We start from the raw sequence: 15,494 nt of genomic DNA, 5'->3' as shown, positions 1-15,494 counted from the left end.
AAAAAAGGTCACAACGGGCCGTTGACCCCAATAGGAACTTTTTATTGATTTAAAGGTACCGATTTGAAAAAGATTTATGAGCAGCCCCGCATTTAGCGAGTTCAAATAACGAATCCATTTTTGAGATGGTCTCGACGCCCAAAATGGTTTGTGCTAGAGTAAAATACATCGATTCTGCTCGTCTTATAAGGATAAATCAATGCAATCGCTTGAAATTCGTAAACTCTTTTTCGATTTCTTTGTTAGCCGCGGGCACACGCAAGTGCCAAGTTCTTCGCTTATTCCAGCACAAGATCCAACGATTCTTTTTACCAATGCTGGGATGAATCAGTTTAAGGATCTCTTTTTGGGTAAAGAAACGCGCAGCTATAAACGAGCGGTAAGCATTCAAAAATGTATGCGCGCAGGTGGCAAGCACAACGATCTTGATAATGTTGGCTTTACAGCACGCCATCTAACTTTTTTTGAAATGATGGGGAATTTCTCTTTCGGGGATTATTTTAAAAAAGAGGCGATTCAGTTTGCTTGGGATTTTCTGACCGGTTCGATGAAATTTAAGCCGGAAGTAATGCATGCATCAGTTTATTATAAAGACGAAGAAGCGTTTGAAATTTGGAATAAGCAGGTAGGCCTTCCTGCAGAGCGCATTCATAAATTAGGCGAAGCTGATAACTTTTGGCAAATGGGCGATACCGGCCCGTGCGGCCCATGCTCTGAAATTTATATTGATCGGGGCTCCAACTATGGTTGTAAAAAACCTGATTGCAAGCCGGGATGTTCATGCGATCGTTATCTAGAAGTATGGAATTTGGTTTTCATGCAATTTGATCGTCAACCTGATGGCAGTGATAAATCGCTCAAATCACCCGGCGTTGATACTGGCATGGGGCTTGAGCGGCTCGCATTGCTTCTAGAAGGAAAAGATACGGTTTATGAAACCGACGTTTTTGCGCATGTTATTTCTCGTATTGAGCAATTAACCGGCAAAAAATATGCGCAGCAAGATAAAGAAAAAAAAGCGGCATTTCATGTACTTGCAGACCACATTCGCGCATCAACTTTTTTAATTGCAGACGGCGCGACTCCATCCAATGATGGCCGTGGTTATGTTCTGCGCAAGGTAATCCGCCGTGCTGCATTATTTTCTAAAAAATTAATCGAAAAACCGATTTTCCCTTTACTTGTTGATGCGGTAATTGAAGATATGGGTTCAGTATATCCTGAACTGGCTCAGCACCGCTCACGCATCATTATGCTTCTTGAACAAGAAGTAGAAAAATTTGATGCGAATTTGACTAAAGGTCAAGAAATGCTTGCCGATTATTTTAAGCATGCAAAAAATAAAATAGTTTCGGGGCCTCAGGCGTTTAAACTTTACGATACGTATGGATTCCCTCTTGAAATAACCCGCATTATTGCTCAAGAAAAAGGGTTTGAAGTAGATATTCTTGCATACGAAAAAGAGATGGAGCAGCAACGCGAACGCTCAGGAAAAAAAGAGACGGTTCATGAAATTCAATTGGGCGAAAATATTAAAACAGATTTTACCGGTTATACCGATCTTGAGACCCCTTCAAAAATTACTGCGCTGATTGTCGATAATCATGAAGTGGAAAAAGCCCCTGCGGGAAGTGATGTGTGGGTGATTGCATCAAAATCTCCATTTTATGTGGAGAAGGGCGGGCAAGTGAGCGATCAAGGCTCTCTTAAAATCGATGGGTTTCAAGCGCCGCTGATTGGTTTAAAAAGAATAGATAATGCAATCGCTGCGCGTATTAAAACCATCAAACCAATTTCAGTTGGTGATGCAATTACATCTGTTGTTGATAAACAAGTGCGGTTGAATACTATGTACAATCATACCGCAACGCATTTGCTCCAAGCAGCCCTTATTAAATTACTGGGAAGCGAAGTTCGCCAAGCTGGTTCATTGGTAGATCCTGATTATTTGCGTTTCGATTTTACGTACCATAATCCGATCTCTGCCGAGCAAATTAAACAAGTCGAAGATTTAGTAAACGATAAAATTAGAGAAAATATTCCCGTTTCTGTTACTGAAACTAATTATAACGATGCAATTAAACGCGGCGTGATGGCGATATTTGGCGAAAAATATAATCCTGAAAAAGTGCGCGTGATCGATGTTCCAGGTTTTTCTGCAGAACTTTGCGGTGGCACGCACGTACGCCAAACCGGCGATATTGGATGCTTCAAAATTACTGAATTAACATCTCTTGCTGCAGGGCAAAAGCGCATTGTCGCGCTTACAGGCCCCAAAGCTATAGAAACGTATCAGCAGACATTTGCGATTTCAAAAAAGTTGAGCACCGATTTTAAAGTGCCGGTTGAGCAAGTGATGGATGCGATTGCAAAGCATCGTGAGCAATTAAAAGCTGCAAACGATTCAATACGGAATCTAAAAAAACAAATGATGCATTTGCAGCTTCCGCAGTGGCGCGAACGCATTGAAAATATTAACGGGATTCCATTTTTATTCTTGTCATTTAATGATGCGTCGGTTGATGAACTGCGCGAAATTGGGCACGAATTAATGCGCGCAAAACAAGGATTTTACTTCTTATTCAACTCTGCACAGCAAAGTTCATTTGTCGCACTTCTTTCGCCAACGATAAAAACGTTTGTGCTTAAGGATATTTCAGAATGGCTCAAAACATCGTTCAATATGCACGGCGGCGGTAAGGCAGAATTGCTTCAAGGCGGCGGGCCAGCGGTTGACGCACATAAATTTGCCGCTGAGCTTAAGAAATGGGTTTCGAGTAAGTAATCGGAGCGATTTAGAGAATTATTCAGCAGATTTTTTTGCAAATTGCTCTATTTATAGAACGCTATAAAACAGCCAAATTTGACTATTTGAAATAATAATACTAGGCTGATACATTATAATTTAATTTGGGGATCATTATGATGTATTTATTATGGGTAATATTATTTTTCTTAAGCGGTGTAAGCTCTGCCATGGAGCAGCGCTCAACCAACAACAATAATACTCCCGCAAGCACTGGTTATTTTTTACAGTTTAAAGATCAGATTTATTATGATTGGGACGAGTACACAATAGAAAAATTTATTCGAAAAGCCCCTTACCTGCGCCAAGTGCTTAGAAAAGATTATAACCCTAATCCTGATGATTATTTTAATGACGAATTGACGGATCAGGAACTTTCTGCATTAGAGTCAGCTGGCCGCACAGAAAAGAATCCTTTATATTTGTCTGGCATCACAGAAAAGCAATTTGCATTGTTTATGGCGGGACACAACGATCTTGCTCTTATCGAGTTGGTTGAGTATCTTAAATGTTGTGATTATTTAGCAAATAAAAGTGATTCATTTTTAGCAAAGATTCATTTATCAGCAAAATGGAGAACTCTTAGTTTTTTGCATCTACTCGAACGAGATGCTTCTGTTATTAATTTGCTTGATAAGGGTTATATGAAAATGGTTACGGATGAGATGTCCGAAGCTTATAAAACTTCTAAGCTTTCTATCCAACAGTGCTTATTAATAAATTTACTCGAGAAGTCTTACAATGAATCAGTGCGTAAAGTTGATTTAAATAAAGGCTCTAGGTGGCGCGCAATATTTGATACATTTACTGCAGACCAGCGAGATCAGTTGATAAAAATTCATGATTTACGATTAGACTACCAACCTCATCTAAGACCAATTAAATTTGATGAATGGAAAAAGGCTAAGAAATTATATGAGCGCCACACGACGCTGTATCCTAATAGTGTTGCATTAGTACCTAAAGAGAATAAAAAATCTTCTATGTGCACACTTCTCTAATTTTTTTTATAGCCTGATTAATCATTTCGTCAAGTGCCTCTGCACTTTCAGAAAAATTTTGCAATACATAATCCGGCACCTCTTCCCGATTTACCGGACGATCAATACCGACTGATAAGCGTGCAAATTCTGGGCCTATTATTTCGATAATAGATTTCAATCCATTATGCCCTTTGGCGCTGCCGCCTGCACGCACTTTTAGTTTACCAAATGGTAATTCTAACTCGTCGTGGATAACCAGAATATTTTCTTTTTTGATTCCTTGCTTGGCAAGTTCCGGCAGCACTCTTCCCGACACATTCATAAATGTTTGCGGTTTAATCAGAAGAACTTTGTTGCCATTGATATCGATCGAGGCAACTTCCATGTTCCCTTTGGTGTGCCACGGAGCACTTGATTGATCTGCCAGCGCATCAATGATCATAAAACCGATATTATGCCGCGTACGGGCAAATTTCGGGCCAGGATTTCCTAGCCCGATAATTGCTTTAATATCTTTTAACGCTGTTATTGGAGCGAGTTGCATGAGTTATTTTGGTGCTGTTGGCAAAGAAGATGGTTGCGCAGCTGGAGTTATTACTGGTTTCATGCTCTTGCGTTTTTCTTCGCCATATTTTTTATTCATGCGAGCTGAAACTTTATCAGAAATGTTGAGTGCTTTAGAACCATATACAATGCCGGCGCCTTGAACAAGGATAATTCCTTCTTCATTTGCAATTTCTTCAGCAGCTTCTTGGATTTTTTTCAAGAAACGCATTTCAAGTTCTTGCTGAGCTTGTTGCATGAACGCTTGCAAGCCTTCTAGTTTTGTTTGTCCTTGTGCGCGCAAGCTCATAATATCGGATTGATATTTTTCACGGGCATCGGGGCTCAGCGCGGGAGCCTTTGCTTGAAACTCTGCCTCTTTTTGTTTGATCTTATTTTGAATATCTACAATTTGGCGCTCTTTTGCTTCAAGATCCGCTTTGAGTTTTTGCTCAGCATCTTTTACTTCATCAAGTTTTTGTAAAATTGAATAAGGATCCACAAATGCAAGTAAACTTTGAATCGTATCCTTAATCATTTGTTGTAAATCTTTCACTGAAAGATCGGCAACTTTCTTATCTGAAGGCATTTGAGCAGTTCCTGCCATTGAATACATTTTGGGGCAGAGCAGCAATGTAAAGAGTGTAAGATATGTTTTGATGCAGACCGATTTCATGGGCTCATCCTTTTGCAAAATAGAAGTTTTAAAATGTTATTTTAGTCTATCCCATTTGGATGAGCAGTCAAATGGGCAGAATTCAAAGAAATTAAAGCTGTTACTGACTTTGTTTGTTCGTATTGGCAGGGTCATGTTTATTTGTTTGATTAAATTGCGACCAGTCAATGGTTGAATTGGAAAAGTTGATAGCCGTATCTGAATATTTAATCCGGTTTATGGTATTGAATACTTCGATCACTTCGCAAAGATCATCGGTGTATTTGTTCTGCTCTGGAGGGAATTCGTATCGTTCAAGCATTTTTGCAGCCTCTTTTGAAATAGTACATTGCTGCCCTGAGCTCAACTTGATTAAAAGTTGATACGCTGCTTTCGATGGTGCATTCGAAATGTCCTTATGAATTTTTTGCAGGCGCGGCCAATATTCGTTATACGTCTGTTTGTCTATTAGATAATCGGTCTCATCATCTGATATTAAAATGGTTTGCCTTTGTTTTTTGCCATCATTATGGGAATTTTCCATGCATGAAGTTAATGGAAAAGCAAATAATAGCGTCAAAAATAATAGCATCATTCTATTTCCTTTTTTTCCAAAAATTGTGCGATGAGTTTGCGTGTCTCTTCGGTAATTACTAAGGAACTAGTAATCAGAAAAATTAAAATCCATTGGTTTAACGTTAAAGGTACGGTATGAAAGAACCGTTGCATAAACGGCACGTACACGAGCAATAGCTGCAAGAATAAAACGAACGAGGTTGCTGCGATCAGCCAATGGTTACTAAAAAAACCTATTTGGAAGTTAGTTAAATACTGTGATCGGCAATTCCACGCATTCATCCATTGAAACATAGCCATAGTAATCAGTGTCATTGTTCGCGCGAGCGGAACAGATATGGGGAGATACCAGAGAAAAATTGCTAACGAGCCAACCGCCATGGGTAAAGCTAGATAAAATGTTTTTAAAAGGAGCTCTGTGTCGACAAGCTTTTGTTTTTTTGAAAAGTGCTTATATATTTGAGTTGAGTTTGGTTCGAATGCCAGCGCGACATTTAAAAAACCATCAGTAACTAAATTAAGCCAAAAAATTTGCACAGCAGTTAAAGGAAGTATGGCAATATTGATGCTGAGGGCAAATAAGATTAAAAGCACTTCGGCTAAATTGGTTGCAAAAAAGTATAAAATGACGCGCCGCAGAGTGGTAAAAATATGACGGCTATAGCTAATTGCGTCAACAATAGTTTTGAATGAATCATCAAGCAGAATAATATCTGCAACTTCTTTTGCTACCTCAGTTCCAATTTTTCCCATAGCAATTCCAATATCTGCGGCCACCAGAGATGGCGCATCGTTAACGCCATCACCGGTCATGGCAACAATTTCTCCGCGCGCATGATATAATTCAATCAAACGCAATTTATGTTCCGGGGTGAGGCGAGAAAACACAGTGGCGTTGGGCAGCTTTAGATTTAATTCTTGGTTTGTCATCTGCTCAAATTCAGCACCGTCAATAACAATATTTTTTTCGGTATAGATGCCGACTTTTTTTGCTACAAACAACGCAGTTCCTTTATGATCGCCCGTAGCCATAACAATTTTAAAACCAGCAGTTCGGGCTTGATCAATCATACGCTCAATTTCTGGGCGAATCGTATCTTGTAAACCAAAAAAACCTAGAAAATTAAGATCGCTTGCGAGCATATTTTTTAATTGATCATCAGAAAGAGGACCATCTTTGAGTATGCTTGCGTCAAATTCTTTAAAGCCTGCACCGATGACACGTAAACCTTCATTCAGCATCGATTCAAGTGACACGCGATCTGCTTGAGTATAATTTGATGCACGGTTCATAACAAATTCGGGTGAACAGATAATCAGAGCAATAAGCTTATTATTGTGAAGATAAAAATCTGCTGCGTAACGCAGATCTGCCTGAAAAGGAATTTCATCAACAAACGTATACATCTTACGCAACTGTGCAGAATCAAGACCTATCTTTTGCGAAAAAATAAATAGTGCGGCTTGTGTAGGATCCCCTTTAATGAGAAAAAGTCCTGTTTGAGGCTCGACTTTTATTTGAGTGCGGTTCAATAATGATGCAGCATGAGCCATGAGTTCCAAAGATTGATGATCTTGGAGGGAAGTCACGATAGCTCCATTGTGCAAAAGAGCGCCTTTAGGATGATATCCTTCTCCGGTAACGGTGTACCAATTATTGTGAGTATAAATATCGGAAACCATCATCTCATTTTTTGTGAGCGTACCGGTTTTATCAAGAACAATTATGGTGGTGCGCCCGAGCCCTTCTGCCGCTTGTAATTTTTTTACGACAACGTTTTTCTTTGCCATTTGATAAGCGCCATTTACGAGTGATAGCGTAAAAACCACCGGCAGCCCCTCAGGTACTACGCAAATAAAAAGAGCGCTTAAAGTGATGAGTAAATCGCGCCATGATCTGCCATGCCAGATTCCGATTGCAAATAAAGAAATACAGGTGAGAATAATAAATATCAAAACAACATGGGAAATAAAATCTAGATCTTTTTTGAGCGGTATTTCTGTATGAATAGTTTCAGCCAGAGCACCAATTTTGCCCAGCTCTGTTGCCGCTCCTGTTGAAGTAACAAGTGCGATACCCGTGCCCGATAAAATATACGTACCCTTAAAAACCATGTTGGTTTGATGCGCTAATGAGGATTCTTGCGCCAGATCACTAACAGCTTTTTCCACGCCGATTGATTCTCCCGTAAGAATGGATTCATCGACCATTAAAAGATGCGCCTGCACTAAACGAGCGTCAGCAGCAACCCGTTCTCCTTGTTGTAAAAGAAGTAAATCCCCTGGAACCAGTGTTTGCACTGGAACAATCTGCTGCTTTCCGTCACGCACGATAAGAGCATCTGCTTTTAAATATTTTCTTAAACTTTCAAGAAGGCGATGTGTGCGTCCTTCTTGGATAGTTCCGATTGCGGCGTTGAAAAATAAGATGACACTAATAATGAGGGCATCAAGCGTGTCGCCAACTACCATAATAATAATTGCAGCTGCTAAAAGAACATAAATCAAAGGGCTTTCAAACTGTCTCAAAAAAATAGAGAAGTATGAAGGTATCGGTTTTTCAGCGAGTTGATTGAGTCCGAAAATAGAAAGACGTTTTTTGGCTTCGTTTTGAGTGAGGCCAGATGAAAGATTTGTATTAATGTTGGCCGCAAGCGAGTCGATCGATCCTTGATAGGAAAATTTGCTCATCCATTCCCTTTTTTAAATTTTTCAATTTCGGCGATTGTTTCTCGCGTGAGTCGTTCGAGGGCCTCTTTACTATTAAAAGCATTATGCGGCGTGATAATAACGTTTGGGTGATTTAAAAGGTAATTATTTTCCAGTGCAATTTTCAATCGTTTTTCGTCGGGATGCGATTGAGAAAGCAGACGGGATGGATCGTGCGTAAGGCATTCTTCTTCAAGGACATCTAATGCTGCTCCGGCTATGATATTTTTTTGGAGCGCTTCTATAAGGGCATCAGTGTCAATGATTCCCCCCCGAGCAGTATTAATTAAGTACGCACCAATTTTTATGAGTGAAATATTTTTTTTATTTATTAAATGAAAGGTTTTTTCATTCAAAGGAACGTGAATGGAAATAATATCCGCATTTTGCAGGAGCTTTTCAAGCGATAGATAGTTAGTGCCGCATTCTTTGATGAGAATGTCATTCTGTTTTACATCAAATGCGATGGTTTTCATTCCAATGCAATGAGCAATCCGTATAACATTACTTCCAATATTTCCCGTACCGATCACGCCGATTGTTTTTCCCCAAAGATCAAAACCGCGCAGGACATCAATAGAATGGGAATGCTCTTGCGAAACTTTTATTGCAAGATTAATTTTTCTTGCAAGATTAAATATAAGAGCGAATGTATATTCAGCAACCGATCGATCGGCATAATGCGGGATGTAGGCAAAAGCAATAGTGCGTTTTTTAAGTTCACTCAAGTCAACGTGATCGTATCCCGTTGAGCGAGTAATTAAGAATTTTAGATTTGGAAAATGGTTTAAAATATTTGGGTTGATGCAAGAGCATGTAAAAATTGAAATAATTTCTGCATCGAGATGATTTTGCGGGATAGTATTTTGCGTTAAGGGATGAGGGGAAAAGAATAATTGATTTTTTGTAAAAGCTTTTCTAAAAAGAGTTTCTTGCCAAGGCTCGCATTCAAAAAATAACATTTTCATACCATATTCCTTTTTTATGAGTATGAAATGACGCATATCGACAGGTCAAGTAGCTTACAAAAAACAAAACGTAGACTTGTAAAATTCCAGAAATATTATTTAGGTGGGTTGGCTTTTTGGATTACTTCATCAGCAGTCATTTCATTCAATAAGACTTCCAGTCCTGTTTCAGGAATAAAAACTTCAAATCTTTTCTTGTGATCATCTAATTTTACAAATTCTAATGTCAGAGTTGTAAAATTCATTTGGTATGACTTATTTACATACTCTTTTATATGTGTAGACAGCTGACCATTTTCTAATAGGCCAAGTTGTTCTAATTTTGGGAGATTTTTTTCATGTTCTGGATCAACTTTTTCTTCTTGAGCCAAGCCTACGAGTGTTTGTACTAGATTCTTTTTCTCTGGGTGGTTTTTTAATTGTTCAATTTTTTTCCAAATGGCTTCATCGTCATGGTCTATTTCCATAGAAAAAATTGCTTGAGAAAGTATAAGTGAAACATATAGAGCTGCACGCATTCTATTCCTTCGTGATAGTTGATTGGAAATGATTAATCCCACGGGTCTTCTATAAATCCTACGCATGGGTCTGCTGGATCAATAAATTCTAAATTATATTCAGAGCCGAGCTTCTTCTTATATTCTTGGGAGAGAGATAGAGAGTTAGTAGCTAAAATTATTTTTTTCAGATCATCAGTGTATTCATCTGGCGTTGTTGGAAAACCGAGCGATTTTAGTACTTCTAGATTATTTGATTTCAATTCTGGGCTCGTGCCGCAGCACAAAGAATAAAGAGTATATTGTGCGCCGTTGTTTAGGTGGCCCTCACGTGCGAGTTTTTCTAATTTTTGCCATGTATCTTTATAAGTTTTTTTAGACACTGTGGATCCGGTATGTAGTGATATCTTTTCGTCTTGGTTCATTCCCAAAATATTAAGAGTAAGATTGAATAGTAAAAAATAAATTAAAATAAGCATTTCTTTTATCCAAGCAAGGCCGTCAGTGTGTAAAAATGTATGATCTCACTTGTGACAGAATCGATAAAATCACATCCGTAACCAGGATTTTTTTGATAGACCAGTTTTTTTGTTGCTAGAATAATTTTTTTTGCTTCTTCGGGTATTTCTGATTGTTTTGTTGGTAGACCATATTTTTTCAAAAGAGCGGCACGCGATTCTGATTGTGCTCTTCCGCCTTCAGCTACAGCATAAAGATCATGGTGGAGTCCATTTTGAATGTTATCTTCTGTACCGAAATTTTTTAGTTTTTCCCACACTTCGCTGTATGTTTTTAGGGAAACCGTTGAGCCAGTATTAAGTCGAATCTGATCTTGTTTGGGTGAATGGTCAATTCGAGAAGTTTGATTGTCTTCTCGTTGAGCTGATGTAGATGATTGATCCATAGAATGGGTTAATGTAGGAAAAAGTACGATCGCTGCAAAAATATATTTCATTAATGTCTCCTCAATCATGATTTACCTACTGAGGACAGTGTAGCGATAATATAAGAAGAGTTCAATCAAGCTGAAGTCATTTGAGAAGTAGTTGATATCAACTGAGATATGCCAGAAAAAATAGCGGAGCCGCAATTCATACGCATAAGCTTTCTTTTGAAAATTATCTCGCCTTGAATTAGTTCAGTAGCCTTGGGATTTCTGTATAGCTCGTCCCGGTTTTTGTAATAACACAATGCTTCATTTTCCACTCGTCAAACGATTTACCGATTTTTAGGATACCATACGAATCGAACTGTATGTGCATCGCAGTAATCGGAGATGAAACAAACGTATAAACTAATCCGTTCCACAGCGGAACGATTCCCTGGCCTTCCTTGATCATTTCAAGCATCGTACCATGATGCTGATGAGCACGAAAAATTGTTCTTATATAAGCATTTTGAGTACTGTGTGCACCCAAAAAATGTTTCGTCATCATTTTGCCCAAAACCCACCCACGATCTTCCTTATAGCCAATCGCAGATGATGTATACAAGTTATCTTTTTCAATAAAGTCGTTCCACAGAAATCCAAGATGGGTTGGCGACGTTGGAGCAGAAATAGAGCAACTGCATATTTCTTCAGCAGGAAGCGCATCAAGAATAGGCTTTTTTAGTCCTTGAGGCAATGCACGAATCGCGCTTGCTCTTTCAAGGCGATCAATCGATTGAAAAGCTTTATACGATGTATGTTCAAGTAGTTTTTGAGGATTGAATCCGATTTCAATGCCACCATGGCAGCATTGGATGATATCTAAACGATTATTTTCGCCTGCGCCTAGATAAAGAACTGAGGGCATCAAGTCAAATAAGCGGTAAATAAGCGAACTGTCGCCGGCTGCCATTTCCGGAAATTTAGTGGCAAGTTCTTGGCCAAATCCGAATGAGCGATTCATCATTTCATCTTCATGATTGCCGCGTAATAAAATAACTTTGCCCGGATTTTTTATCGCAAACTGCAAAAGAGTGTTGAGTGTTTCTACACTATAAAAACCGCGATCTACATAATCTCCCAGAAAGACAAAATAGGTATCCGGTTGCGTGATGACAAGCTGATCGTTCAGAATGCCTTTTTTCGTGCAAGAATCAAGCATTCGTACAATCGAATGTATTGATCCATGGATATCGCCAAAGAAAAGTACGGTGCTATTTTGAGGCACGATTAATTTTTGGGCGAAAAGGCCATTTGATGGTCGTGTTGATATCCATGCCGCATTTCGTTGCTCGATCATACGCTGTGCTCTATAGGTCGCTATAGAGGCGCGAAGCTGGTCCAGCGTAAGATAGGTTGGCATGAACCTTAAGGTTTTTTCTGGTAGGACCGAAATTTGGCGTTCCAAAAGAGAGAGAGATTCCAAAGAAGGTGCTGCGCTTGCTAAGTGAGCGATCGATGCTACGGGCAATGCTATTTTTAAAAATAGTCTGTTCATAATAAATACCTCCCGGTTTTGCTTTTTTAGGGTGAACCCCAAATACAGCATGAAACAAACCCTTATTAGTTAACCTAGCATAAAAGGATAGGATTGAAAAAAGGGTGTGGACAAATTATATAGCAGTGGCCCTAATGTTTATCTTCCTGTTTAAGTGTGAACTGGCAAGTTAGATCTTGAGGGTCTGATGGATTGATGAGTAAATTATTACTTGCAAAGGCTGCCATAATAATAGAGCGCTTGTGTACATCCATTTCTTCAACGCTTGTAGGAAGCATATGTTTTTTGAGTGTTTGCTTGTGGTGTTCTGGTAGCTCCTTGCCTTCTTTGCAGAGAGCAAAAAGTGAAATATGTACGTCCTGTGAGTAATCCCCACTTCTTGCCGCTCGCTGTATATGGCCCCAAAGGTTTTTGAATGCGTATGCAAAAACTGTTTCGCCTGTGTGTAATGAAACGTAGGTCTCGATTTGCATTCGTGTAGGGCTGTTGCGATCCATAGAGAAAAGCGTGCTCATGATTGAAAGCGGAATCAATATAAAAAATAACTTCATAGCTCTCCCTTAAAAATGATTAAGGAAAGTATAAGAGCTTATGGTTTCCAGATCAATTACTTGTAGTTAGTTGGTGAGTGGCAATGGTGTGGAATTTTTGATAGTTGCGCCGGGTCAAAATAGGCCCAGTCTTCGCTTATCCAGGGCTTGCGCCTTACACTATTTGTTTGAAAAAATTGTCTTGATAATTGGCCTGCAAGTCCAGGTTTTGTTAATCTGGGCTATTAGGCTCGGCTAACTACGCCGGATACGCTTCTTATTGCTCTTGCGTGTTTATTTAGTATAGATAGTCCACAGCATAATGGCTGCGCCACGCGTAGTTCGAAGAACAAAGCGTGGTGGAGGCGATGGGAATCGAACCCATGTCCGCAAAATAAAAAACGTAAAACGCTACATGCTTATTTTTCGAATATACTCATACGCCCCTCGAAAACACAGGAATGCGCATAAGCCAGTTTCGTGATACTGATGCGCTACGCAACGGAAAAATCTACTGCATCAGTTCTATCTGATTAATACGTGTCAGTTCAACTGATAGACACGCCTTACTGACAAGTGTCTTCTAACGATTAAGCGAAAGCAACACCTTCGTTGTGAGCGTTAGAATTCGAATTGAATGCGTTTGCATTTCTGTTTTTGACCAATTTTGTACGAGTCTCAGTCAAACTCGGCATGCTTTCTACGATGTTTATAGTACGTCGAAGCCAGTACGCCCCCAAAAATTTCAAAGATTTCGTCTATTCAAATAGTAACAAAAATTTAAGTTTTCGTCAATTTTTACGATGTTTCCCTCTGTGCTTGGTCTTGCTTTTAGTCGAAGGCTTTTTGCACGAGACCTCATAATAAAATGGCTCACCAGGCTTTCGTGTCATTGTTTGAATCATTCCATTGCATTTTTCGCTTAACAGTATCGATTCGGCTTTTTGGTTTGCAAGAAGAGTACGAACAGACAATTCGTGGAAGGCTAGCAACGCATTTTTTGGGCCTGAAGACATAGGTTGATATTCTATATCTGCTGCGCAGAAAATATCGGGTACAATGAATTCATCATTGGTTTCAGCATCACTCAAATAATGTTCCACGCCACTAAAGCTCGATAATCTCAAATTTGCATCAGGGAACATCTTTTTTAGCCCGTTTATTAATTGACAGTTTTGCTCTGTCGTTTCAAAAAGGCTTACGATTGGGGATTCTTTTTTCAGGCAACCTAGTTCATAGCCGATGTTAATAACATCAATAGCAATTGACGCTTTTGGTTTTTTTTCAAGAGTATGAACTAGGATCTCTAAGTCAGAAAAACGACCTCGGTTGCCAAATGTTGCATATTTAACCGTGCCTTTTGCAGTTTTGATCTTGGCTAAAAGAGCCAGGCTCACTGTTTTAGAATATTCATTTCTGAGAATTTTATTTGTAAACCTGTCAAATGGGCAGGGCGCATGCCCGTGTCCTGAGCATTCATCAATTAAAAAAAAGGGTTCTTTCGCAGCCGTTTTTTCAATAAGCGCTTGGCGCGATTCATGGCCATACGGCTCATTATTTTCCAGAGCGGCGCGAGTCAGTCGATTAGCGCTTAGTTGATCTTTGGGCGTCAACAGAATTCTGGTTTTTATTTCGTTAAAATCTGAACTATCTGCAGGAGGTGTATTTGATGACTCCATCGAGAAAACTGAACGACTAAAAACAAAAAAAAATAATGTTACTAACGATAAAGGATTCATGTGTTTGTTTCCAGATTAATTTTAAATGCGGTTTATGTATTATGGAAAAAGATATACCTGCGCTATAGGAGTTTTATCATTCTTTTTTTTCAAAACGAGCAACTGAGCTTGGTCAGATGATGAATCATTAGCGCGCGCCAATAAAAAAGTAGCGGCGCTCGGGTTTTCAAATGCTTTTTTAGAGATGTCAGCATAAGCAATGGTGCTTCCATACTTAATCTCTTGCGCGTCGTCTATGTCGCAAGCGGTAACAATAGTAGGAGGACTGAGCTTTTCACGTTTTATATATTGTAAATAACTTTCTGCCGATTGGTGGGCATACAAGGAGATCGTCGCCTGAGGGAATGCATTTTTAAGGAAATCAAGCATGCTGTTATTTTTTAATGACGTGTAGAGCAGACTGGATAGAACAATATTTCGTGCCGCTTCATTTGATGGCGGTTGCTTAGACTTAATTTGTAACGATTTTGAAATGAACTCGATGGCAAAATTTTCTGAAAAGTCCTCGTGTTCAATTTGACGCTTTTTGCCAGTCAGATCGGAATAAGGTGTATTATATCTATACGTTAGATCAATGTTATGAATAGTGAGTTTTGGATGATCGGTCACCTTATCAAGCGCTTTGGTGTACACAATCAGATCTTGCGAAAGATCGCCCGAGCCAAAGCTTGCAAGGTGCACTTCTTTGCCCGTTTGCAATTGTGCTATTAATTCTTTTGAAACCTCTTGCTCGTATGCATTTCGTAACGCGGGAAAGAGCATTCGATCAAGAGGGCAATCATTTCCAGAGATTCCTGGGCATTCGCCGAGCTGAATAAGTGGCATGATTGCTTGATGTTTTTTTATAATTTCGATGCTTGCGGGCCAGTTGTTTACGGTATCAAGATTTTTTGTTTTTATTTCACCCATCATTTTTTTCTGATGAGTTCTTATTGTTTGTATCAACGATAGGGGATCTTTAATAATAGCTTGGCGGATTTCTTGAGTTGTAAACGATTTGTTTTGCTCCATGGAATGGGCATATGAGCTAATAAGAAAAAACAAAGAATAAAATATGATCAC

The 15,494-nt window shown here is 39.2% G+C and carries 14 protein-coding genes and 1 other RNA gene; 2 read left to right on the top strand and 13 right to left on the bottom strand.

All coding sequences use genetic code 11. The features are described 5' to 3' along the window. Positions 1–199: 199 nt before the first annotated feature. Positions 200–2,785, top strand: coding sequence for an alanine--tRNA ligase (gene alaS / locus VHO47_05100; GenBank protein HEX2978469.1), 2,586 nt, complete (start codon positions 200–202; stop codon positions 2,783–2,785). A gap of 137 nt (positions 2,786–2,922) precedes the next feature. Continuing rightward, a complete protein-coding gene (locus tag VHO47_05095) occupies positions 2,923–3,807 on the top strand; it encodes a hypothetical protein (protein ID HEX2978468.1) in 885 nt (294 codons plus the stop codon). On the opposite strand, the gene pth is transcribed toward VHO47_05095, so the two are convergent. The 13 genes from pth to VHO47_05030 all read right to left on the bottom strand — a co-directional run bounded on the left by pth (position 3,788) and on the right by VHO47_05030 (position 15,494). After that, positions 3,788–4,333 (bottom strand): aminoacyl-tRNA hydrolase, encoded by a 546-nt coding sequence (pth, locus tag VHO47_05090; protein HEX2978467.1) that lies wholly within the window; start codon positions 4,331–4,333, stop codon positions 3,788–3,790. The genes VHO47_05095 and pth overlap by 20 nt on opposite strands. A 3-nt stretch (positions 4,334–4,336) precedes the next feature. Continuing rightward, positions 4,337–5,008, bottom strand: a complete 672-nt coding sequence (locus VHO47_05085) for an OmpH family outer membrane protein (GenBank protein ID HEX2978466.1) — start codon at positions 5,006–5,008, stop codon at positions 4,337–4,339. 100 nt (positions 5,009–5,108) lie between these two features. Next, a complete protein-coding gene (locus tag VHO47_05080; protein ID HEX2978465.1) occupies positions 5,109–5,582 on the bottom strand; it encodes a hypothetical protein in 474 nt (157 codons plus the stop codon). After that, on the bottom strand, positions 5,579–8,254 hold the full coding sequence (locus tag VHO47_05075) for an HAD-IC family P-type ATPase (protein ID HEX2978464.1): 2,676 nt from the start codon (positions 8,252–8,254) through the stop codon (positions 5,579–5,581). Before VHO47_05075 ends, VHO47_05080 begins: the two co-directional genes overlap by 4 nt. After that, entirely contained in the window at positions 8,251–9,240 is a 990-nt protein-coding gene (locus VHO47_05070; GenBank protein HEX2978463.1) for an NAD(P)-dependent oxidoreductase, read from the bottom strand. The genes VHO47_05075 and VHO47_05070 overlap by 4 nt, the downstream gene beginning before the upstream one ends. Before the next feature lie 95 nt (positions 9,241–9,335). Then, complete coding sequence (locus tag VHO47_05065) at positions 9,336–9,758, bottom strand: hypothetical protein (GenBank protein HEX2978462.1); 423 nt, start codon at positions 9,756–9,758, stop codon at positions 9,336–9,338. 32 nt (positions 9,759–9,790) lie between these two features. Continuing rightward, positions 9,791–10,216, bottom strand: a complete 426-nt coding sequence (locus VHO47_05060; protein HEX2978461.1) for a hypothetical protein — start codon at positions 10,214–10,216, stop codon at positions 9,791–9,793. A gap of 5 nt (positions 10,217–10,221) precedes the next feature. Next, entirely contained in the window at positions 10,222–10,692 is a 471-nt protein-coding gene (locus tag VHO47_05055; GenBank protein ID HEX2978460.1) for a hypothetical protein, read from the bottom strand. A 178-nt stretch (positions 10,693–10,870) separates the two neighbouring features. Continuing rightward, a complete protein-coding gene (locus VHO47_05050) occupies positions 10,871–12,163 on the bottom strand; it encodes a metallophosphoesterase family protein (GenBank protein HEX2978459.1) in 1,293 nt (430 codons plus the stop codon). Between the two features lie 131 nt (positions 12,164–12,294). Further along, positions 12,295–12,714: a hypothetical protein gene (locus VHO47_05045; GenBank protein HEX2978458.1), complete on the bottom strand. Its 420-nt coding sequence runs from the start codon at positions 12,712–12,714 to the stop codon at positions 12,295–12,297. Between the two features lie 336 nt (positions 12,715–13,050). Next, positions 13,051–13,431: a transfer-messenger RNA gene (ssrA, locus tag VHO47_05040) on the bottom strand. Between the two features lie 53 nt (positions 13,432–13,484). Beyond that, positions 13,485–14,432 carry a hypothetical protein gene (locus tag VHO47_05035; GenBank protein HEX2978457.1) on the bottom strand — a complete coding sequence of 316 codons (948 nt, stop codon included), beginning with the start codon at positions 14,430–14,432 and terminating at the stop codon, positions 13,485–13,487. 39 nt (positions 14,433–14,471) lie between these two features. Beyond that, positions 14,472–15,494, bottom strand: coding sequence for a hypothetical protein (locus tag VHO47_05030; protein ID HEX2978456.1), 1,023 nt, complete (start codon positions 15,492–15,494; stop codon positions 14,472–14,474).

Source organism: Candidatus Babeliales bacterium (assembly GCA_036260945.1).
In the GTDB taxonomy this organism is placed as follows: domain Bacteria; phylum Babelota; class Babeliae; order Babelales; family JACPOV01; genus JACPOV01.
The sequence above is the reverse complement of the archived record's forward strand: the minus strand, read 5'-3'. Positions and strand labels throughout refer to the sequence as shown.